21 protein-coding genes are annotated in these 23532 nt (G+C 34.3%); 15 read left to right on the top strand and 6 right to left on the bottom strand.

Features of this window, described 5'->3' with window-relative positions:
* Positions 1-184: 184 nt before the first annotated feature.
* Positions 185-484 (top strand): Rid family hydrolase, encoded by a 300-nt coding sequence (locus tag DUZ96_RS02420; RefSeq protein WP_258774294.1) that lies wholly within the window; start codon positions 185-187, stop codon positions 482-484.
* An 84-nt stretch (positions 485-568) separates the two neighbouring features.
* A complete protein-coding gene (locus DUZ96_RS02425) occupies positions 569-1201 on the top strand; it encodes a 7-carboxy-7-deazaguanine synthase QueE (protein ID WP_114300185.1) in 633 nt (210 codons plus the stop codon).
* Positions 1202-1246: 45 nt separating this feature from the next.
* On the opposite strand, the gene DUZ96_RS02430 is transcribed toward DUZ96_RS02425, so the two are convergent.
* The gene (locus tag DUZ96_RS02430; protein ID WP_114300187.1) at positions 1247-1792 is read right to left on the bottom strand and encodes a DUF2911 domain-containing protein; all 546 of its coding nucleotides are present in this window, start codon (positions 1790-1792) and stop codon (positions 1247-1249) included.
* 238 nt (positions 1793-2030) lie between these two features.
* Here DUZ96_RS02430 and asnB point away from each other — a divergent pair, with 238 nt between their 5' ends.
* The 11 genes from asnB (at position 2031) to secDF (ending at position 16663) form a co-directional block, all read left to right on the top strand.
* Positions 2031-3692, top strand: coding sequence for an asparagine synthase B (gene asnB, locus DUZ96_RS02435; protein WP_114300189.1), 1662 nt, complete (start codon positions 2031-2033; stop codon positions 3690-3692).
* A gap of 422 nt (positions 3693-4114) precedes the next feature.
* Positions 4115-6052 (top strand): DNA topoisomerase (ATP-hydrolyzing) subunit B, encoded by a 1938-nt coding sequence (gene gyrB, locus DUZ96_RS02440; protein WP_114300191.1) that lies wholly within the window; start codon positions 4115-4117, stop codon positions 6050-6052.
* A 248-nt stretch (positions 6053-6300) separates the two neighbouring features.
* Complete coding sequence (locus DUZ96_RS02445; protein ID WP_114300193.1) at positions 6301-7026, top strand: DUF3575 domain-containing protein; 726 nt, start codon at positions 6301-6303, stop codon at positions 7024-7026.
* 23 nt (positions 7027-7049) lie between these two features.
* Positions 7050-7715 carry a hypothetical protein gene (locus tag DUZ96_RS02450; protein WP_114300195.1) on the top strand — a complete coding sequence of 222 codons (666 nt, stop codon included), beginning with the start codon at positions 7050-7052 and terminating at the stop codon, positions 7713-7715.
* 66 nt (positions 7716-7781) lie between these two features.
* Positions 7782-7979, top strand: coding sequence for a hypothetical protein (locus DUZ96_RS12875; RefSeq protein ID WP_181855216.1), 198 nt, complete (start codon positions 7782-7784; stop codon positions 7977-7979).
* 593 nt (positions 7980-8572) lie between these two features.
* Complete coding sequence (locus DUZ96_RS02460; protein WP_147267044.1) at positions 8573-9265, top strand: hypothetical protein; 693 nt, start codon at positions 8573-8575, stop codon at positions 9263-9265.
* 6 nt (positions 9266-9271) lie between these two features.
* Complete coding sequence (locus DUZ96_RS02465) at positions 9272-10447, top strand: formylglycine-generating enzyme family protein (RefSeq protein ID WP_114300200.1); 1176 nt, start codon at positions 9272-9274, stop codon at positions 10445-10447.
* 216 nt (positions 10448-10663) lie between these two features.
* A complete protein-coding gene (locus DUZ96_RS02470) occupies positions 10664-11710 on the top strand; it encodes a DUF6588 family protein (RefSeq protein ID WP_114300202.1) in 1047 nt (348 codons plus the stop codon).
* Positions 11711-11852: 142 nt separating this feature from the next.
* Positions 11853-12779 (top strand): malate dehydrogenase, encoded by a 927-nt coding sequence (gene mdh / locus DUZ96_RS02475; protein ID WP_114300203.1) that lies wholly within the window; start codon positions 11853-11855, stop codon positions 12777-12779.
* A gap of 69 nt (positions 12780-12848) precedes the next feature.
* On the top strand, positions 12849-13466 hold the full coding sequence (locus tag DUZ96_RS02480; RefSeq protein ID WP_114300204.1) for a hypothetical protein: 618 nt from the start codon (positions 12849-12851) through the stop codon (positions 13464-13466).
* Between the two features lie 140 nt (positions 13467-13606).
* The gene (secDF, locus tag DUZ96_RS02485) at positions 13607-16663 is read left to right on the top strand and encodes a protein translocase subunit SecDF (protein ID WP_114300206.1); all 3057 of its coding nucleotides are present in this window, start codon (positions 13607-13609) and stop codon (positions 16661-16663) included.
* 200 nt (positions 16664-16863) lie between these two features.
* Here the strand turns inward: secDF and DUZ96_RS02490 are convergent, their stop codons facing one another.
* The 5 genes from DUZ96_RS02490 to folE form a co-directional block, all read right to left on the bottom strand.
* The gene (locus DUZ96_RS02490) at positions 16864-17280 is read right to left on the bottom strand and encodes a DUF192 domain-containing protein (protein ID WP_309484643.1); all 417 of its coding nucleotides are present in this window, start codon (positions 17278-17280) and stop codon (positions 16864-16866) included.
* A gap of 83 nt (positions 17281-17363) precedes the next feature.
* A complete protein-coding gene (gene lgt, locus DUZ96_RS02495) occupies positions 17364-18194 on the bottom strand; it encodes a prolipoprotein diacylglyceryl transferase (RefSeq protein ID WP_114300210.1) in 831 nt (276 codons plus the stop codon).
* Between the two features lie 184 nt (positions 18195-18378).
* Entirely contained in the window at positions 18379-18615 is a 237-nt protein-coding gene (gene yidD, locus DUZ96_RS02500) for a membrane protein insertion efficiency factor YidD (protein WP_114300212.1), read from the bottom strand.
* 2 nt (positions 18616-18617) lie between these two features.
* The gene (gene cysS / locus DUZ96_RS02505) at positions 18618-20099 is read right to left on the bottom strand and encodes a cysteine--tRNA ligase (RefSeq protein WP_114300214.1); all 1482 of its coding nucleotides are present in this window, start codon (positions 20097-20099) and stop codon (positions 18618-18620) included.
* Positions 20100-20158: 59 nt separating this feature from the next.
* Positions 20159-20836: a GTP cyclohydrolase I FolE gene (gene folE / locus DUZ96_RS02510; RefSeq protein WP_114300216.1), complete on the bottom strand. Its 678-nt coding sequence runs from the start codon at positions 20834-20836 to the stop codon at positions 20159-20161.
* Between the two features lie 191 nt (positions 20837-21027).
* Here folE and DUZ96_RS02515 point away from each other — a divergent pair, with 191 nt between their 5' ends.
* Together DUZ96_RS02515 and DUZ96_RS02520 are read left to right on the top strand one after the other, a co-directional pair.
* Positions 21028-21495: a hypothetical protein gene (locus DUZ96_RS02515; RefSeq protein ID WP_114300218.1), complete on the top strand. Its 468-nt coding sequence runs from the start codon at positions 21028-21030 to the stop codon at positions 21493-21495.
* 3 nt (positions 21496-21498) lie between these two features.
* Positions 21499-23532: PKD domain-containing protein (locus tag DUZ96_RS02520; protein ID WP_147267045.1), on the top strand; the 2034-nt coding region annotated here is incomplete at its 3' end.

The following is a 23532-nucleotide window of genomic DNA, read 5'->3' on the forward strand; positions in this document are numbered from 1 at the left end:
AATAATGTAATTTTAATCAAGTATAAAACTCAATTTGCTATGAAAACCCAATACTCTTTTTTTATCATTTTTTTTAATTATTCATTCATCTTGTACCTCAAAAAATGGGGAAATAAAGTTTCATAAGTCGCATGAGCCGAGCAGGGCAAATGTTTCTTACAGTGATGCTGTTGAAACTGATGATATGTTATTTCTAACCGGCCAAATAGGAAAAGATCATAAAAAAGGTGCGCTTGTGTTTGGTGGAATAGAAGCCGAAACCAAACAAGTCATTGAAAATATTGAGGATGTTTTAGAACATCATGGTTTATCATTAGACCATGTTGTAAAGTGTACAGTGATTCTCAAAGATATTAATGATTTCAAAGCCTTTAATTCTGTATACACTACTTATTTCACAAAGAAACCTGCCCGTACGACATTTGCAGCAGCAGGTTTAGCAGGTGGAGCTAGCATAGAAATCGATGTCATTGCTGCTAAATAAGTCAATAGTTTTCAATCTATAGTCTCAGTATTCAGTTTTGCTAAAGGCTAAAATCTATCTACTAAATAACTATCTTTGCCAACTATGACGCGAAGAGAACAACAAGAATTAATTGATAAGGGGCTTTTGCTTCCTTTAATGGAAGAATTCTATACCATCCAAGGCGAAGGCTATCATAAAGGAACTGCAGCATATTTTGTAAGAATAGGTGGTTGTGATGTAGGTTGCCATTGGTGCGATGTTAAAGAAAGTTGGTTGGCAGAATTACATCCACCAACAGAGACTTCTAAAATTGTCGAGAATGCGGTAAAATATAGCAATACCATCGTTGTAACTGGTGGAGAGCCTCTTACTTGGGATATGGGTCCTTTAACTGAGCAACTGAAGGCAAAAGGTGTTCAAACTCATATTGAAACTTCGGGTGCTTATAAACTCACTGGAGAGTGGGATTGGATCTGTCTTTCGCCAAAGAAAAAAAAATTACCAACAGAAGAGATTTATAGTAAGGCACACGAACTTAAATGTATTATTTATAATAAAGACGATTTTAAATTTGCTGAAGAACAGGCGGCAAAGGTAAATCAGAACTGTATTTTGTATCTACAACCAGAGTGGAGTAAGCGCGAAAAGATGATGTCTCAAATTGTAGATTATGTTATGGCAAACCCAAAGTGGAAAGTGTCTCTTCAAACACATAAATATTTAAATATTCCATAAAAAAAGCCTTGAGAAATCAAGGCTTTTTTTATTTGAGTTTAATGTTTACTTAGTAAAAGGAACGGCTACTCTCACCTTGTCCCAACCTAGATGCATATGTACGCCATCATCAGACTTTTCAAAAGCAATAGAAAAAGCTTCTAAGGATTCGTCTGCCATAGAAACAGGTGCAGCTAAGCGTGCTACATCATTTTCTTGCTTGTAGAAATAACTTCCCCAAACATTCAAATCTGTGCTAATTATTGCCGTCCATTCTTTCTCACCTGGAATAACATAAAAAGTATAAGTACCAGCTTTAACCTTTGAATCGCCTAACATCATATCTGTATATAAAGTTAATTCTGCGGCTTCGTTAGCACCAGTTCGCCAAACTTTACCAGCAGGTGCTAAATCATTCATACCACGACCTTTTAATTGTGGTCTACCGTAAGTGATTTTGATAAGCTTGTTAGATTCTTTGTAAGAGCTTGGAAAAGTTGCAGCGTCCATTGGACTTTTGTCAAGTGGTTTGAATTCTTGAGCTTCAGCATTAAATGATAATAGCATCATAAATGCAAATGCAATGGATGTAAATAGTCTTATAGTCTTCATAATTTAAGTTTGTTTATGTAGATGTTAAAATTAGAATTTATAAAGTGCTTTTTGTCGTAATGAAATATTAAAATTTATACATTGACACTAATATAGTTTGTTTAATGGTATAGTACTTACATATTTATTAAAAAATTGTATAATAAGTTTTTATTTATAATCAATATTAGATTATATATTTAATATATAAAACTTTCAACTCATATTTGCTTCATAATTAATAATAAAACGAAAAGTTATGTGCGGAATAGTATGTGCGTTTGATATAAAGCAGAAAAGTGAAACCTTAAGACCACAGGTTTTAGAGATGGCAAAAACCATTCGTCATCGCGGACCAGATTGGAGCGGTATATATAGTGATGATAAAGTAATTTTAGCACACGAGCGTTTAGCAATTGTAGATCCGGCTTCAGGTAAGCAACCATTATTTAGTGAGGATAAGAAACTTGTTTTAGCAGCAAATGGAGAAATCTATAACCATAGAGAGTTGCGTTTGCAATTTCCTGATTACAAATTTCAAACTGAAAGTGACTGTGAAGTTATCTTGGCGCTATATAAGGAAAAGGGTGTTGATTTTGTGGATGATATGAACGGGATCTTTGGATTTGCAATATATGATGTTGATAAAGATGAATATTTTGTAGCAAGGGATCATATGGGGATTATTCCTCTCTACATGGGTTGGGACAAGCATGGTACATTCTATGTTGCTTCAGAATTAAAAGCTCTTGAAAGCGTTTGTACCAAGATAGAATTGTTTCCTCCAGGACATTATTTAAGTAGTAAAGATGGTGAATTGGTACAATGGTACAAGCGCGATTGGGAAGATTACGAAGCAGTAAAAGACAATGAAACTAGTATTGCTGAGGTCAGACAAGCTTTAGAGGATGCCGTACACAGACAATTAATGAGTGATGTACCTTACGGCGTACTTTTATCGGGAGGATTAGACTCTTCAGTAACATCTGCCATTGCCAAAAAATATTCAGAACGTAGAATTGAGGCAGATGATAAAGAGAAAGCTTGGTGGCCACAGTTGCACAGTTTTTCAGTAGGATTGAAAGGTTCACCAGATTTAGTTGCTGCTCAAAAAGTAGCTGACCATATCGGTACTGTGCATCACGAGATTCAATTTACAATTCAAGAAGGGCTAGATGCCGTAAAGGATGTTATCTACCAATTAGAAACATATGATATTACAACCGTTAGGGCGAGTACACCAATGTACTTAATGGCAAGAGTTATCAAATCAATGGGAATTAAAATGGTATTGTCTGGAGAAGGAGCAGATGAATTATTTGGAGGCTATTTATACTTTCATAAAGCACCAAACGCTCAAGAGTTTCATGAAGAAACCACACGTAAATTGAGCAAGTTGCATATGTACGATTGTTTAAGGGCAAACAAGAGTTTGGCGGCTTGGGGAATTGAAGGACGCGTACCATTTTTAGATAAAGAATTTATGGATGTTGCGATGCGCATTAACCCACAAGACAAAATGATTAATGGAGAACGTATGGAAAAATGGGTTGTACGTAAAGCGTTTGAAGACATGTTGCCAGAAAGCGTAGCATGGCGACAAAAAGAACAATTTAGTGATGGTGTTGGTTACAGCTGGATAGATACCCTTAAGGAAGTTGTTGATGCAGAAGTTAGTGATGAGCAGTTAGCAAATGCACACTTCCGTTATCCAATACAAACACCACAAAACAAGGAAGAGTACTACTACAGAACTATTTTTGAAAGTCATTTCCCTAGTGATGCGGCCGCTTTGAGTGTACCTCAAGAACCAAGTGTAGCTTGTAGTACAAAAATTGCATTAGAGTGGGATGAAGCCTTTAAAAATATGAACGATCCATCTGGTAGAGCAGTAGCAAAAGTGCATGAAGATGCATATTAATTTGATTTTAAATACTATAAATAATTGAGGAGCATTTAAATGCTCCTTTTTTTGTAACAATTTTAGCTCATTTTTATACCTAGAGGTATTAATCATGAAATTCTAATTTAATTACCTGTTTACAAATTACCTGTAAGCAATAATTAAATTCATACTAAAAATCCATATTAAGACCTCTAATCAATTTTTATTACTTTCATTTTTTCAAACAGAAAAAAATCAACACAAATCAAATTTAAGGCGCTTTTTAGCTATTTTAAGACACTTTTATGTTTTTAACAATTGTTGATAATTATTGCGTAAAGTGCATAAAAAGCTAATTTTTAGCTCTATTATTTTGTATCTTTGATAGTACTCAAAAGGGACGCTAAAAGCGTCTTTTTTAATGTATAGCAAAACAAAATATTGATTAATATAAAATTATGAGCGAAGAGAATAAAAAACAATATGGTGCGGACAGTATCCAGGCCCTCGAAGGGATGGAGCACGTGCGTATGCGTCCATCAATGTATATTGGAGATGTTGGTACTAGAGGATTACATCACTTAGTATATGAGGTTGTAGATAACTCTATCGATGAGGCATTGGCCGGACATTGTGATAATATTACTGTAACTATTAACGAAGACAATTCTATCACCACTGAAGATGACGGTCGTGGTATACCTGTAGGCCTTCATAAAAAAGAAGGTGTTTCAGCTTTAGAGGTTGTAATGACCAAGATTGGAGCAGGTGGTAAGTTCGATAAAGATTCATATAAGGTCTCTGGAGGACTTCATGGTGTTGGTGTTAGTTGTGTTAACGCATTATCTGAGCATCTTAAAGCTACAGTTTTTAGAGAAGGGAAAATCTGGGAGCAAGAGTATGAAAGAGGTAAAACAATGTATCCTGTGAAAGTCGTTGGTGAATCTGATAAGACAGGAACGGTCGTAACATTTAAACCAGATGCACAGATATTTCAGCAAACTTTAGAATATAACTACGATACCTTGGCAAGTCGGATGCGTGAGCTTGCTTATTTAAATAAGGGTATAACGGTACATTTAGTAGATCGTCGTCATAAAAAAGAAGACGGCTCTTTCGAAGGAGAAACTTTCCATTCTGAAAATGGCTTACCAGAATTCGTTAGATTTTTAGATGGTAATAGAGAACCTTTAATGAAAGATGTTATTTCTTTTGAAGGTGAGAAAAATGGAGTACCAGTTGAGGTAGCTATGGTATACAATACATCTTATGCTGAGAATTTGCACTCGTATGTAAACAACATTAATACGCATGAAGGTGGTACGCACCTATCTGGTTTTCGTCGTGGATTAACACATACACTTAAAAAGTATGCTGATGGTTCAGGTATGTTAGATAAATTGAAGTTTGATATTTCTGGTGATGATTTTAGAGAAGGGTTAACCGCAATTGTCTCAGTTAAAGTAGCAGAACCACAATTTGAAGGTCAGACAAAAACCAAGCTTGGTAACAGGGAAGTTTCTGCTGCGGTAAGTCAATCGGTTTCAGAAATGCTTACGGATTATCTAGAGGAACACCCAGACGATGCTAAAATAATTGTTCAAAAAGTAATTTTGGCAGCTCAAGCGCGTCACGCAGCGCAAAAAGCGCGTGAAATGGTGCAGCGTAAAACTGTGATGAGTATAGGTGGTTTACCTGGAAAATTATCAGACTGTTCAGAGCAAGATCCTGCTAAATGCGAAGTATTTCTTGTTGAAGGTGATTCTGCAGGTGGAACGGCCAAGCAAGGCAGGGATAGAGCATTTCAGGCTATTTTACCATTGAGAGGTAAAATCCTAAATGTTGAGAAAGCGATGCAACATAAGGTTTTTGAGAACGAAGAAATTAAAAATATATTTACGGCCTTGGGCGTTACAATTGGTACAGAGGAAGATCCGAGAGCCTTGAATTTATCAAAATTGAGATATCACAAAATCGTGATTATGTGTGATGCAGATATAGATGGTAGTCACATTGCAACATTAATTCTAACCTTCTTCTTTAGGTATATGAAAGAATTAATTGAAGCCGGCCACGTTTATATCGCAACACCACCGCTATACTTGGTTAAGAAAGGTGCTAAGAAGCAATATGCATGGTCTGATAAAGAACGTGATGAAATTGTAGAAACTTTCGGTGATAATTCAAAAATTCAGCGTTATAAGGGTCTCGGTGAAATGAATGCAGAACAGCTTTGGGATACAACTATGAATCCAGAGTTTAGAACAATGCGCCAAGTACAGATTGATAATGGTACTGAAGCGGACCGTATTTTCTCAATGTTAATGGGAGATGAAGTGCCACCGCGTAGAGAGTTCATTGAGAAAAATGCAATTTATGCAAATATTGATGCTTAGCAACAATAAATAACAAATTCTAAAAAAGGTAAAAAACCACACCATAATTAGTGTGGTTTTTTTGTTTAACTCTAGTACAAAGAAGTTAAAATCTTAAAAATAATTTATTAAGAAATATGTAATTAAAAGAATACTTGTTAAATTCATACAATTAATAATTAAGGTGTTATTTTCCACCCCAAAATGTGGCATATTTAATTTGTATTTAAGCCATATTTATACAACTTAAATCAATTAAATCAATTAAATTGATAAAGCAGGTATTAATCATTGTGCTAATTAGTTTGAGTTTTTGCATAAATGCTCAGAATGAGGACTTAAGAGATGAGCGAAAAAATGAAATTGGACTTTCAGTTTCTGACTTGCTGAATGGTGCTTATCAATTTCAATATGAACGTATGATAGGAGACCATATATCTGTTGGGCTTGGTATTGGTTTTAAAGGAGACAATGGTTTAATCAGGCTATCAGGTTTAGATACGGATAAGATTCAAACTGGTGATCTTACATATTCTGGTTTTAAATTTGTGCCTGCTGTTCGTTATTACCTAAATAGCACAACAAAGTATAGTATGGATGGTTTCTATTTTGGTGCTTATACAAAATACTCAAACTATAAATCAGATCTTGATGGTTTGTATACCGATGATGCTGGTGATGATTTTATTGTAGAATTCGATGCTGATATCTCAGTATTGTCTGTTGGATTTATGGCGGGTTATAAATGGGCCATATCAGACCGATTTTCGATTAATTTTTTAATTGTAGGGCCAGGAGCAGGTTTCCATAACTATGAAATTGAAAATAAAAGAGACCTACCAGATGAATTCTATGAAGATTTAAATAATGCTTTGGATCAGTACAGCTTATTCGATTTTATTGATGCCGATTTTAAATTTTCTGAAGTTAAGGGTAAGACGACTTTCACCGCTCCGGCTTTTAGATACGGCATTACACTAGGCTATTCATTTTAATCAAAACCAATTAAATAACAATTATGAAAAACAAATTGACATTACCATTTTTACTAGGAATATTATTTTTATTGAACTCTTGCTCTAGCGCAAAAGTTTTGAATACTTGGAAAGCAGATGATATTGCAGAAGTAAAAGATAACAACATGCTTGTTGTCGCAAGAACAAATGATAATGCAGCACGCATTGTCTTTGAAAATGAAATTGTTGAACAACTGACCAAGAAAGGTTTAAAGGCTTCAGCAAGTTTTAATGTATTTCCAGATCTGAAACCTAACCAAGAATTAACAGAAGAAGAAAAGAAAAAAATTAAATCCATAATTCAAAATAAAGGGTATGATGCTGTAGTTCTTACCGTTATGAAAGAAAAACAAGAATTGGTTAAAACCGAAATTGAAGGAAGTCACTATGCAGGTGGGACTTATTATGGGTATTATCCCAGATATTATGGAGGTTTTGCCAGATTTTATGTTAACCCAATGTCTTATACCACCTTAGGTAACTATGTTGAAGAAACATCAACCACATATACTTCAGCAAATTATGTGCTTGAAACTTTGGTTTTTAATTTAGATAATGCGGCTGATAAGGAATTAGTAGCTGTAGTTACGACAAGACTTGAGGAGCCGGACAATGCTACAGAAGCAGCAAGTACATATGTAAAGGCTATTGCTAAAAGATTTAATTAAGCGTTTTATACAAGTCAGAATGAATAATAGGCTCGAAAGCTCAAAAATGAAAGGGTATCATTGGTTATGTGCCATTATAGTTTTTTGTTATGTAAATTAGATACTCTGCCGGATGAATTTTTTGAAGATCTAAATGATGCTCTGGATAATATTAATGTATTTGATTTGGTGGATGCAGATTTTAATTTTAATGGAAGTAATAGTAAAAGTGTTTTTAATACTATCGCCTTTAGATATGCTATAAGTTTAAAACTCAATTTTTAATAGATGAATCAGTTAATGGATTTAATGGAGGAGACCTTTTTGGCTTGGATATTAATTTAGTTTGGGATGGGAGGGATAATGTCTTTTACCCAACTGAAGGACATTACCAATATATTAAATTTATAGTTTTGTCTTTTCAACTTTCGAACTTGACGTGAGATATTATAAAAAGTTAATGAAAAATCAAGTGTTGCATCTAATTTATATTTGAAAACCGTTGGCAGTAATGCACCATTTTATGAATTACCAGCATTACGTGGTCAAAACAGAATGCGTGGCTATTTTATGGGCCGTTATCGCGATAGAAATTATGTGACTTTTTAATCAGAACTAAGACAGTAAATTTCACCAAAATTTGGTTTTGTCGCATTTGCAGGATTTGGTGATGTAGGTAAGGAAATCACAGACCTCTCTATAATAGACATTAAATATAGTTTGGGTGGCGGATTACGTTATTTATTCAATAAAAAAGAAAATGTAAATCTAAGAATGGATATTGGTTTTGGAAGAGATGGAAATACAGGGATTTACTTTGGAATTAAGGAAGCATTTTAGTATCTATGAACAAATATTTAATAATTCAAAAAACAACTATGAAATTAAAACAACTAAAGGAACTAGCTTTTGCTTTATTAATTGCAATTACATTACAAAATTGTGGTAGTACTAAAGTACTAAGTGCATGGAAAGCAGAAGAAAATGTAGTTAACAAATTCAAAGAAAAAAATGTTTTAGTTATTGCTAGGACGTCTAATAATCAGGCAAGATTAGCATTTGAAATTGCTCTAACAGATGAGTTGAAGGCTCGAGGAATTAAGGCAACTCCGAGTTATACAAAGGCACCAAAAATTTATCCTAATAAGGAAATATCGGAAGAGCGTGTTGCTTTTATAAAAGAAATTTTAGGTTATGAAGGGTTTAATGCTATTGTACTAACGGTAGTAAAAGATAAGCAACAGTCTATCCATACCTCTTCTAGCGGTATTTATGTTGGTGCAACGTATAGTAATTACTATCCTGGTTATTACGGTGGTTTTTACGATTACTTCTCGTATCCTTATGCTTATGGTTCTTACTATAATTCTTTTGGTGGTTATATACCAACCTCTAGTTCAACTTATGTTAAAACAGATTATGTGTTAGAAACTGTGGTTTATAATTTAGACGAACCTGAAAGCAACCAATTAGTCGCTGTTGTTACAACAGAGATAAACGACCCGAAGGAAGCATATAAAACTGCGGATGCCTATGTAAAAGAAATAATGGCTAGTCTTAAAAAGCAATAATAATCCATGTATAAGCGACTTTTAGTCATATGTGGTTTATGCCTGTGCTTTAACTGTAAAGATGATAAAGTCATATCAAGTGGCAACGAATGCATGCCTATACCTCAGCAGTCAGATATTGTGCGGATTGATTTTACCGATTTAAATCCTGCATTTGTGAAGTCAATTGAATCCATAAGAGAGAATGCTTCAAAAGCTACCGATTTTAATGGGATGGTAAAGATTAGTGGAGGCGTTTTTGAAATGGGCGGAGATATTGTTGAGGGGTTTGAAGATATGCCGAAAACAGCCGTACCACAAGGAGATGAACTTCCTAAACATACGGTACGAGTGAGTGGTTTTTGGATGGATGAACATGAGGTCACTAACGCACAGTTCAAGGAATTTGTTCAGGCTACGGGTTATGTTACGACGGCAGAACATCCAATCGATTGGCAAGAACTCAAAAAACAACTACCACCTGGGACGCCAAAACCACCAGATGAAAACCTTTTACCTGCATCTTTGGTATTTAATTATGCCAATAAAGGCGCTTCTAAAAATAATTTAAGCAATTGGTGGACCTTTAAAAAAAACGTAAACTGGAAAAATCCAAATGGTCCAGGAACTTCAATAGAGGGTAAAGAGAATCATCCGGTAGTGCATGTAAGTTGGTATGATGCGATGGCCTATGCAAAATGGGCAGGTAAACGATTACCAACTGAAGCAGAGTGGGAATTCGCTATGCGTGGTGGATTAAGTAATAACATGTATCCTTGGGGAAATGAAAAAACTGAACAGGGAAAGCACTTTGCTAATCATTTACAAGGGGAATTTCCATATGTAAATACAGTTGATGACAGATTCGAAAGAACAGCACCTGTAAAGTCTTTTCCTGCAAATAACTACGGTCTTTTTGATATGGCTGGTAATGTTTGGGAGTGGACTAATGACTGGTATAGCTCAAAATATTATTATGAGCTCAAACTTAAGGGCGGAATAGCAATAAATCCCATGGGGCCTGAGTCAGGATTTGATGCATACAATAATAATGAGAAGAAAAAATCAATACGCGGTGGATCTTTCTTGTGCAATGATTATTGGTGTTCAGGTTTCAGAAATTCAAGACGGATGCGTAATACACCAGATACATCTATGGAGCACATAGGTTTCAGATGCATAAGAGAAATTAATACAAAATAGTAAAAATGAATAAAACCTTGACTATAGTAATACTCCTTATTTGCTTAAGTAGTTTTGCACAACGGTACTAAATTAGACTACGGTAGGAATTAGATAAAGGCTCAGTGAATTGCATAGAATTTGTAGAATATTTTACGATTAAATACAAAAAACACCGATAAAACGTAATATTTAAATTATTTTTTATAGATTTACACCAATCTTAACCTATTAATTATGAAGAAGTTATTTACCTCAATACTTGTTATTTTTAGTATTCAGCTTTGTAAAGCTCAAGAGCTAGAAACTATTTTGCTTGCCGCTGATGATGCTAGCCTACTCACTCAAAATTATTTATCTCCTGCAATGGAGGGACTAATGTACAGTATGAATGGTGGTTGGGCTACAACAGCCAAAGTTCACAAAAAATTCGGATTCGATATTACAATTGGAGCTAATTTGTCATTTGTACCAGATGAAGCTCAATTTTTTGACTTTATTCCAGATCAATATGAATTTCTGACTTTACCTAATGATGAGGATCAGTTGCCTACTATTATGAGTGAAGATGACGTTGAGACAACTATAGATATATCTATACCTGTCGGAGACGGTACCTTTAAGGTTGCCAGTTTTGATATGCCTGGAGGTATTGCGGGTGACTTACCCGCAAGTGCAGTACCAGCTCCTGGAGTTCAGGTTGGTTTTGGTCTTCCTTTTAAAACAGATATTAAAGCTAGGTATGTACCTAATTTAGCTTTTGACGAAGATATTGAGTCTGGTTTAGTTGGTTTTGGTCTTCAGCATGATTTAACGCAATACCTTGGTCCATTAGATAATTTACCTTTAAGTATTTCAATTTTAGGCGCTTTTACTAATATGACTGTAACTTATGATATTGAAGATGACAACATAACTGATGATGTGACTGTAAGCAATGGAGAGTTAGAATTTAAAATGAATACATGGACAGTTCAAGCATTAGCATCGCTAGATTTTAAAATTATTACCTTTTATGGAAGTCTTGGTTATAATAGTGGTAAAACTACAGCTAAGATGAAGGGGGATTATACCCTAACCTATGATATAGAAGATGGTAGTGGAAATCAAATTGAGACTGTTGATGAGACAATTAGTGATCCAATTAATCTAGATTTTGAAGCAAATGGTATGCGAGCTACCTTAGGTACCAGATTAAATCTTGCATTTTTTAAGATTTTTGCTGATTATACGTTTCAAGAATACAATACGGCATCGGTAGGCATTGCCTTTAGTTTTAGATAAAATCTTCACGCATATTTTGATATAAGCAGCCATTAATTGGTTGCTTTTTTTATTTTTTAATACTATGACTTATGTCATGGAAATTAGACTCTAATGCCGTAAATTTGTACTCGATTTTTTAACGTTATAAATAAATTTTAAAATGAAAGTAACCGTAGTTGGCGCAGGTGCAGTAGGCGCAAGTTGTGCAGAATATATAGCAATAAAAAACTTTGCTTCTGAAGTTGTCATTCTTGATATTAAGGAAGGCTATGCAGAAGGTAAAGCGATGGATCTTATGCAATGCGCATCTTTAAATGCTTTTGACACCAAAATTACAGGTAGCACAAACGACTATTCTAAAACAGCAAATAGTGATATTTGTGTGATTACATCAGGTATTCCGCGTAAACCAGGTATGACACGTGAGGAATTAATAGGTATCAATGCAGGTATTGTAAAAACAGTTTCAGCTAGTTTGGTTGAGCACTCACCGAATACAATCATTATTGTGGTAAGTAATCCAATGGATACAATGACTTACTTGGTTCATCAAACTACGGATATACCAAAGCATAAAATTATAGGAATGGGTGGTGCTTTAGATTCTGCTAGATTTAAATACAGATTAGCAGAAGCTTTAGGTGCACCAATTAGTGATGTAGATGGTATGGTAATCGGAGGCCATAGTGATAAGGGTATGGTTCCTTTAACATCACATGCCACAAGAAACAGTATCAATGTTTCTGAATTTATTTCAGAAGAAAGATTAAACCAAGTTAAAGAAGACACTAAGGTTGGTGGTGCAACATTAACCAAACTATTAGGGACTTCAGCATGGTATGCTCCAGGTGCTGCAGTAAGCGGGTTGGTACAAGCTATAGCATGTGACCAAAAGAAAATGTTCCCATGTTCTACATTGTTAGAAGGTGAATATGGATTGAGCGGTCTATGTATTGGTGTGCCAGTAATCTTAGGACGTAATGGTATTGAAAAGATAATTGATGTACCGTTAAGTAATGCTGAAAAAGCACACTTGGCAGAAAGCGCAGAAGGCGTTAAGAAAACAAATGGCCTTTTAGAATTCTAAACTATAAGTACATTAGACATTATCATAAAGACTGTAGCAATACAGTCTTTATTTTTTTATATTTGGCGCATGAAAATTAAATTGCATTTAGGTGTTGTTATGGTTATACTTATGTTCTTAGGAACATATATAGAGCATAACTTAGTACCTAATCAACAAATTGTAATTCAATTTTCTAATCATCAAATAACTTCGGAGGAGGCAAATTCTGCCGCAGAAGCCCTAAAACAACAACTTAAGGATATTGGTGCTAAAAAACTAGATATTGGTGAGTTTAACAGTGGTCAATTAACAATCACTTATTATAGTGATACTGATGTAATGCGTATCCAAAAGGTACTCACTGATGATGATTTAGTATTAGATTATTCATTGGAAAATCAATCAAATGATAAATCAATCCCTGAAAAAGAAGAACTCTATAAGTTTAATGTATCAGAAATACAAGACAGTCCAATAAATAATTGGGATTTTGAAGGTACCTTAGTAACTGAGTTAAACCATAAAAGTGACCGTTATTATTTTCCTAAATTAAAGTATTCGTTTACAAAAGAAGATATTGAGAATCATAGTTTTAAAGAATGCTTAAGATTAAAAATACCAAGTATATATCATTTTAATAAGAGCAAATTCGCTCATCGAATTCCACAGGTACGTGCAGGACCTTCATTTTTAGGGAATAGCTAATCTGAAATAATTCCCATTTTCAAATCAAATACTTTTTTCAATCAAAAAAGTTGAAACCCATTTAACAATTAAAAATAATTGTCGAATAGGGCGCTAAAGTCTATATTTGCCCGACTAATTTTCGACATAAAAACAATAAAATGCAAAACAAAGGAATAATTAAACTGTTTGCACTCTTATTTGGATTGGTAAGTATTTACCAGTTGTCTTTCACATTTAAGGCTAACCAAATAGAAGATGACGCTAAAGCATATGCCGTTAGCAAATTTGACGTATCCGAAGAGGATTATCAAGATAAAAGAAATCAAGCCGAAATCAATTACCTAGATTCTTTAAAGACTTCTAAAATTAAGGTAGGAGATGAATCTGAACCAATTGAAGTATACAATATGTTAGGTGTATCTCAATATACTTATACTGAAATTGAAGAAAATGCCATGAAATTAGGTCTTGACCTTAAAGGTGGTATTAATGCAATTATTCAAATTTCTGTTAAAGACATCTTGAAAGGATTGTCTAACAATAGTAAGGACCCAATCTTTAACAAGGCTCTTGATGATGCAGAAGAGTTACAGAAAGATGCACAAGAATCTTACTTAGAATCTTTCTTTAGAGCTTTTGATGCCATTAAAGGTGAGACAAAATTAGCCTCTCCAGATATTTTTGCTAATCGCGATTTAAGTGATGTGATTAAATTTGACATGACTGATGACGAGGTAAAAAGTATTTTAGAAACAAAAATAGACGAGTCTATAGTTTCTGCCTTTGAGGTATTGCGTAATCGTATTGATGGATTCGGTGTTTCATCTCCAAATATCCAACGTTTAGGAAATTCAGGTAGAATTTTAATTGAATTACCTGGTGCAAAAGACAAAAAACGTGTTGTTGATATCATAACAAAAACAGCACAATTACAGTTCTGGGAAACATATAAAACACAAGAAGTTTTACCGTATATTCTTCAAGTAAATCAAGCATTAGTTGAAACAAATAAGGAAAAAGAGGAAGAAACATCTGAAGTTGCTGAGACTGAAGAGGTAGTTGATAGCACAGAAAGTGCAATTGATGAGTTAACAGGTCAGATAGAAACAGACTCAACAGCTGTTGCCGATTTAAATCCATTAGGTATTCAGAGTTATGGTAATGGTGGTTCTGTAGCAGCAATGTTCTTGGCTAAGGATAGAGCAAAAATATTAGCTCACTTAAATGACCCTAAGAACAGAGCGTTATTACCGGCAGAAATGCGTTATGCAAAATTCCTTTGGGGAATTCAAAATAAGGATTCAGAGTACTCTGAACTTTATGTAATTAAGGCTAATAGAGACGGTGTTCCTCCATTGAGTGGTGCCGTAATCACTGATGCTAGACAAGATTATGATCAGATTAGTAGACCAGCTGTAAGTATGCAAATGAATGCAAAGGGTGCGAAGACTTGGGAAGAAATGACTAAAAAAGCATTCGAAACTCAAGGCTATATTGCTATTGTTTTAGATGATATTGTTTATTCTGCGCCAAGTGTTTCAAACGGACCAATCGCTGGTGGTAATTCGCAGATATCAGGTGCTTTTTCATTAACTGAAGCTGTAGATTTAGCAAATGTATTACGAGCAGGTAAATTACCTGCTTCTGCTGAGATAGTGCAAGCAGATGAGGTAGGTCCTTCTCTAGGACAAGAAGCAATAGACAGTGGTATTAAGTCTTTTGGTATAGCATTAGTATTTGTATTGTTATGGATGATTTTTTACTATGGTAAAGCAGGTGGATTTGCAGATATCGCTTTATTGTTAAACATCTTATTAATCTTTGGTGTACTTGCAAGTTTAGGAGCGGTATTAACATTGCCTGGTATTGCTGGTATCGTTTTAACTATTGGTATATCGGTTGATGCCAACGTTCTTATTTTCGAACGAATTAGGGAAGAGATAGATAAAGGGAAATCACAGAAAGAATCGGTAAAAGATGGATTTGCCAATGCATTGTCTTCTATTTTAGATGCCAACATTACTACTGGTTTAACAGCATTAATATTATTCGTCTTTGGTACAGGGCCAATTAAAGGTTTTGCAACTACTTTAATAATTGGTATTGTTACGTCATTATTTACTGCAATCTTTATTACAAGATTATTAATTGATTGGTATGTAAATAGAGGAGGTAAATTAGACTTCTCAACTGCAATGACTAAAGGTCTTTTCAAGAATGTAAATATCAACTTCTTGAGAAAGCGTAAAATTGCGTATGTAATATCAGCTGTTTTACTATTAACAAGCTTAGGTTCTCTATTTACAACGGGTCTTGACCAAGGGATAGATTTTGTTGGTGGTAGAACATACCAGGTAAGATTTGAGCAGCCTATAAGCACAGAAGAGGTGACTAGTGTTTTAAATGATCCTGCTGTTTTTGCAAGTGCGGAAGTTAAAACTATTGGTGCACCTAATCAATTAAAAATCTCTACTAAATATAAGGTGGAAGATAATTCTGTTGAAGCAGATGAAGAGGTGCAAACTAAGTTATTTGAAGCCTTAAAACCATATTTACCTTCAGGTATGACTTATGAAGAATTTGATAACGGTTCAGGAGATGCAAAAATAGGTAAGATGCTATCGAGTAAAGTAAGTCCAACGATTGCAGATGATATTAAAAAATCATCGTTTTGGGCAGTTCTTGGTTCGTTAGTAGTGGTCTTCTTATATATCTTAATAAGATTCAAGAAGTGGCAATTCTCATTAGGTGCTGTTGCAGCAGTATTCCATGATGTATTAATTGTACTTGGTATCTTCTCATTAACATGGAGGTTTATGCCATTTAGCATGGAGATTGATCAAGCCTTTATTGCTGCGATATTAACGGTTATAGGTTACTCACTTAACGATACGGTGGTTGTGTTTGATAGGATTAGAGAATTCTTAAATGAGCATACGTCATGGGAGTTTGGTAAAACCATAAATGCTTCATTGAATAGTACTTTAAGTAGAACATTGAATACCTCTGTAACTACGTTGGTAGTATTATTGGCTATGTTCATTTTCGGAGCTGATTCTCTTAGAGGATTGTTATTTGCCTTAATTGTTGGTGTAATAGTAGGTACATATTCATCTATGTTTATAGCAACACCATTAATGTATGATACAGCTAAGAAGGGTGATGCAGCAGAATCTTTAAAAAAGAAAGTGAAAGAAGACGATAACGAGGAATAATTAGGCTCGTTTTTAAATAAATATTTAAAGTGCCTTTCCTCCTAGGAAAGGCACTTTTATTTTATATTTCTCACTAAGTATGATAGCAATTCCAAGCACAAGAACTGTCTTTCATATTTTACGAGTTGAATTAAGAATTTACTATGAAAGTTTCAATTATTGTACAGGCAACATAATTCTAAATGAATAAACAAAGCCTTTTAGTTTGTCTTCTCAAATTCAATCTGATCTCCAATCTCAAGTTGCCATTCATCCGAAAGACCGCCCTTAATTTCTAAAACATATTTGGCTGGTGCCTCAGAGGGTAGTGATGTTTCATCAAAAGGTTTTGCATTTTTTTGAAAACTCACAATGGTTTTTTGCTCATCAATATATATAATATCTAATGGAATCTTGGTATTTTTCATATAAAAGCTACGGTAAGAAACATCTGGGAATATGAAGAGCATTCCTTGATTAGTACCCAGATCGGTTCTGTACATTAAACCTGTCTGCGTTTCGTATTCATCATCTGCAATTTCAATATCAATAGTTTTAACTATTGAATCTGAAAGTCCTTTTTTAAGCTTAAGAACACCCTCTTTTTTGAAAGAAACTTCAATTTTATCGGAAGTCAAAGATGTCTTTTCTTCTTTGCAATTTTGTAGAGAAATCAAAATTGAAATAAAAAAACCAAATTTAATTAACGGCTTATAAGGCATTATGATAACTGGGTTTTAGGTTTATACATAAACATAAAATAAAGCCCAATAAGTATAAATGGAATACTTAATAATTGCCCTGTAGATAATGTATTACCAAAGTATTCCTCAATACCACCTTGGCTTACCTTAACATACTCTACAAAGAACCTTATGGTCCATAGTAAAACTAAAAAGAACCCAAATAAAAAGCCTTGTTGTTCTGCCTTTTTGGTTTTCCAATAAAAGTAAAAGAGTATTAAAAAGACAAAAACATAACAAAATGCTTCATATAATTGAGCAGGATGTCTTGGTTCGGATTCTCCTAGTTGTTTAAATACTACACCGAAGTCACTATTAGTATATTTTCCAATTATTTCGGAGTTTATAAAGTTGCCTATCCTTACAAATACAGCGCCTAGTGCTACTGGTATTACGACGCGATCTAATATCCAAAGCACAGTTTTTTTCAATATTTTTTTGTTATACAAGTACATTGAAATTATCATGGCTATTGCAGCCCCATGACTTGCTAGGCCTTGAAAACCAGTAAATTCAATTCCTCCCTTAAACTTAAAAGGTAAAAATATACTGAAGAAATCTTCAGTGATTAATTCAGACTGGTAGAATATAACATGGCCCAATCTCGCACCTAGCATTATCCCAATTACAGAATAAATAAATAAAGAATCCAACGACTCATCTGATTGGTTTTCGTTTCTATAAATACGTTTCATGATATAAAAACCTAGAACAAAGGCTACTATCCACATAACGCTATAAAAGTGAAGTTTAAAAAATCCCAGATCTAAATATTTGATTGGATCCCAAACAATATGTAATGAATGCATAGGTGTTTTATTTATTCAGTAAATATAATATTTTGATAGGTTTTGATAGAGAGATTAACTTATAATTAATCTTCCTTTGGTGGAACCGGGTCAAATCCCTTTCCGCTCTAAGGCGACAGAGCGAATAAGAAAATGTACACTGTACATTTTTAGCGAAAGGGCGAGCTGGCGCGAGGGAAAATTTTTAGTTGTCATCCTTCTTAGGAACAGGATCGTAACCCTTTCCACCCCAAGGATGACAGCTAAAAATACGTTTCAATGCTAATTTTCCTCCTTTAAACAAACCGTGTTCTTGCAATGCTTCTTTGGCATAGTGAGAACACGTAGGTTGGTACCTACAAGTAGCTGGAGTTAAAGGTGAGATAACGGTTTGATAAATTTTAATTATTAAAACAAATGGATATGTAAGAAGCTTTTTCACAACTAGTTGGTCGTAAAAGTCGTACCATCTTTACCATCCTGTAACTGAATACCAGCCTCAGCTAATTCATCCCTAATTTTATCAGATAAAGCAAAATCTTTATTTACTCGTGCTTCTTTTCTCAGGTTAATTAAAATTTCAACAGCACTAGATAATTTGTCACTTCCTACTACTTCTTTATCACTATTTTTAAGTCCTAAGATATCAAATGTGAACGTGGTAATTGTAGATTTTAAAAGGTCTAAATCTTCATGTGTAATAGTTGCACTACCATCTTTAATTTGGTTGATAAACTTAGCGCCATCAAAAAGGTTTGCGATTAACACTGGTGTGTTAAAATCGTCATTCATGGCATCATAACATTTCTGCCTCCAGTTTTGAATATCCACTGATGAAGTACTGCTAGTTTTTAAGTTATCCATCAAATTGATAGCATCCATTAATCTAAAATAACCCTTTTCACTAGCCAATAATCCATTATTTGTAAAGTCTAAAATACTTCTATAGTGTGCTTGTAGCATGAAAAACCGAGCAACACTTGGTAAATACGCCTTAGTGATGTGAGGATTATCACCTGAGAATATTTCATTAGGTAAAATATAATTCCCTGTAGACTTGGCCATTTTTTTGCCGTTCATAATTAACATGTTGGCATGCATCCAATAGTTTACCGGTGCTTTGTCGTTGGTGGCTTCGGCCTGAGCAATTTCACATTCGTGATGTGGAAATTTTAAATCCATACCACCTCCATGAATATCAAATTGTTCACCCAAATATTTCGTACTCATCGCAGTACATTCCAAGTGCCAACCCGGGAAACCATCACTCCAAGGTGATGGCCAACGCATAATATGTTGTGGTTCTGCTTTTTTCCAAAGTGCAAAGTCTTGAGGATTCTTTTTGTCTGATTGGCCATCTAGAGCTCTTGTATTATGGATAAGGTCTTCAACTTTCCTTTTGCTCAAAATACCATAACTCTTACTTTCATTGTATTTTAATACATCGAAATAAACTGATCCGTTTACTTTGTAAGCAAAGCCGTTATCGATTATGTTCTTAATGATTTCAATTTGCTCAATAATATGCCCTGTTGCAGTAGGTTCAATACTTGGCGGTAAAAAATTGAAGGTGTTAAGAATATTGTGAAAATCAACTGTATATCGCTGTACAACCTCCATAGGCTCTATAGCCTCAAGCCTTGCTTTTTTAGCTATTCTATCTTCACCTTCATCAGCATCGTTTTCTAAATGCCCAGCATCAGTAATATTTCTGACGTATCTTACCTTATATTCTAAGTGCTTCAGATATCTATAAATGATATCAAAGGACATAAAAGTTCTCACATTACCAAGATGGACATTGCTGTATACGGTTGGTCCACATACGTACATGCCAACATAACCAGGAATTATTGGTTCAAAATCTTGCTTTTCACCGTTTAGTGAATTATATATTTTTATGGATTGAGATTCGTATAAAGGCATAATGTAATTTTCAAATGGAATGTGAAAACAAATCTATAATTAAGCTATAGAATTAGCAACTAAAATTTTGTATCTAGCTGAATATAATCAAGGAATTCTCTTTTAGTTTCTTTCTCTTTAAATTTTCCTCCAAATTCAGATGTTACTGTACTACTTTCAACATCTCTAATACCACGCGAATTAACACATAGGTGCTTAGCATCAATCACACAGGCAACATCCTCTGTGTTTAATACTTTTTGAAGTTCTTTTACAATTTGAATAGTAAGCCGTTCTTGTACCTGTGGTCTTTTTGCAAAATAATCTACAATACGGTTCATTTTTGATAAACCTACTACACTTCCATTTGATATATAGGCTACATGAGCCTTACCAACTATTGGCAATAAATGATGTTCGCATGTAGAATAGACTGTAATATTCTTCTCAACTAGCATCTCACCATATTTGTACTTGTTTTCAAAAGTAGAGGCACTTGGCTTTTTAGCAGGGTCTAATCCGCCAAAAATTTCGTTAACAAACATTTTTGCAACACGTCTTGGTGTTCCACTGAGACTATCGTCGGATAAGTCCAAGCCCAGGGTTTCCATTATGTGCCTAACATCGTCTTTAATGATATCCATTTTCTCCTCATTTGAGAGCTTAAAAGCATCGGCTCTCATAGGGGTTTCGCTAGATGAAGAAATATGATCATCTCCAAGAGCATCTATATCATTAAAATCGCTATCAATTCTCATAGTCTTTAATAATTTTTCATTTCCTAAAAGGAGGTGCAAAGATACGTAATAAAAATAGTATCAATAAGGTAGGACTTTTATAATTAACCTTGTTCTATTAATATATCCGATGAATTACGCATTACATTGACAAATTAACATTAATAATTCTAAAATTTTCTTAATTTTCAAAACTTTAATAATTAATAAATATGAATCGATTCCACCTAAGAATCTTTCTGTTGTTTTTATTACTTTGTTCTTATGGTATTATTGCACAAACGGCACAAAGAGTTGAATATAGGGCCGTTAAGTATAAGTCTAACGTTGATGCACCACTGACAAATGACGAATTGACAAAGATTAAAGAGGTTTATAAACAGTCAACAGAAGATGTGATTTTAAATGATAAAGCACATTTAAAACGTATAAAACACTTATTAAGAAATAGAATCAAAATCTTAAAGTTAGGAATAAAAGACCAACACCGTAGACATACTCTATTATCTGAGGTTGAATTGTTTAATCACTTTAATCCAAATTTAACAAGAGATTTGGTTTTTGATAAATATGGATTCAATCCATTAAAATATAATCTAAACTTATATCCTTCAGAAAACATTCTATATAGGATAGATGGTACTAACTATTACATAAGAATAATGTCCCAATTTCAATAGAACATGATTAGAAGATTACTTTTATTAATAATCATATTATTGTCCTCTTTTGCAAGCGCGCAAGACTTTATTATGCAAAATGCGACATTTAATCAATGCTCAGCAGGATTTTTCTATGATTCTGGAGGAGAATTTGGGCCTGCTGGAAATAATGAAAATTTAACCTTGACACTATGCCCTGACAACCCAGGTTTTCAATCTCAAGTGAATTTTACCTTTTTTCAACTTCAAGCTAATTTAGATTTTTTGACTATTTATAATGGACCAAATGCAACATATGACGAAATAGGTACGTTTACAGCAGTAACCAATCCTGGTTTAATTACAGCCTCACTAACAGCTATTAATACTGGAGGACAACCTAATCCAGATGGATGCTTAACATTTGTATATACAAGTAATTCAACTGGCCCATCTGCAGGTTGGGCAGCAGAAATTTCATGCTTTGAACCATGTCAAGATATAACAGCAAATTTAGATAGTACATTACCAGATTTAGAAGCGTCAGGTGATTTGGTAATCGCAGATGTTAATGAAATAATTACATTTAACGGTAGTGGAACTTTTTCCTCCGATGGAACTGGTGCGACTTATTTATGGGATTTTGGTGATGGTAACACTGCGCTCGGGCCTTCTGTAACCCATTCGTATACCAATGCTGGTATTTATGATGTTACCCTTGTTATTACAGATACTAATCCTAGTGGTTGTCAAAGCATAAATAATATTGGTTTAATTGCTCAAGTTGGGGCTTCAGTACCTGGCAATCCTTATGTTGAGGCAGGAGACGATATTTCTATTACTTGCCCAGAACCAGTTCAATTAAGTGCGCAGTTTTTAGATTTAGGTGAAACAAATACTTATACTGTTAATGAAATTCCATTTGTACCTCCGTTTTCCTTTCAAGGGTTATCAAATTCTGTAAATACAAATATTGACGATTCGTGGGATGAACCAAGAAATTTACCCTTCGATTTTTGTTTTTTTGGAAATTTAGAACAAGAATTTCAAGTGGGTTCAAACGGTATTATAAGATTCGATGTAGATCCATTGGATACCTACAATGCTTATAATTTACAAAATAACCCATTACCAAATAATACCAATGAAGCTTTAGCTGAAGGTAATGTATTTACCCCAGTACACGATATTGATCCTGCTGCCTCCTCAGGTGAAGAAATAGCATGGGAAATTATTGGTAATGCGCCTAATAGGGTATTAGCTGTGAGCTTTTATAATGTTCAAATGTACAGTTGTAGCAGTGCATTGGCTACCCATATGGCAGTTTTTTATGAAACAACAAATGTTATTGACATCTATGTTCAAAAAGCTCCTTTTTGTGATGCTTTTAATAATAATAAAGCTATAGGAATTCAAAATAATGCTGGTACAGAAGCATTTGTTCCACCAGGAAGAAATACCAATGAAAATGGAGGGTGGACAATTGATGTTCCTGAGGCTTGGAGGTTTTCACCAGCAGGAGATAGTATAATTGTATTTGAGTGGTTAGATGAAAATGATAATGTGATTTCAACAGATGCTAATTTTGAAGTTATACCTACAGAGACTACTACATACAAGGCAAGAGTTACCTATAATACGTGCACGGGTAACCCTGTTGTAGTTGAAGATGAGATTACCATTACTATAGATGGGTTTGAGCTCCAAACAGAACTTCCCAATAACTTAGAGGTGTGTAATGGAGGTAATCCACCATATAGTTTTGATTTAGAATTAAATACACCAGTAGTCACTTCAAGTGCACCTACTCCAGGTGATTTAGTAGTTACCTACCATAATTCACAAGCCGATGCAGAAAATGATGTTGGAGCAATTACTGGAACAAATAATTATTTGGGTACTGATGGTGAAATTATATTTGTACGTATCGAATATCTAGATTCAGGTTGTAATGATGTCTATTCCTTTAGTTTGAATCTATCAGGCCAACCTATAATCAACCCGGTATCAGATTTGGAGCGTTGCGACGACGGTTTGAACGATGGCATCGAGCTTTTCAATCTGGAGTCCCAGACG

This window comes from Winogradskyella sp. KYW1333, assembly GCF_003335675.1.
In the GTDB taxonomy this organism is placed as follows: Bacteria; Bacteroidota; Bacteroidia; order Flavobacteriales; family Flavobacteriaceae; genus Winogradskyella.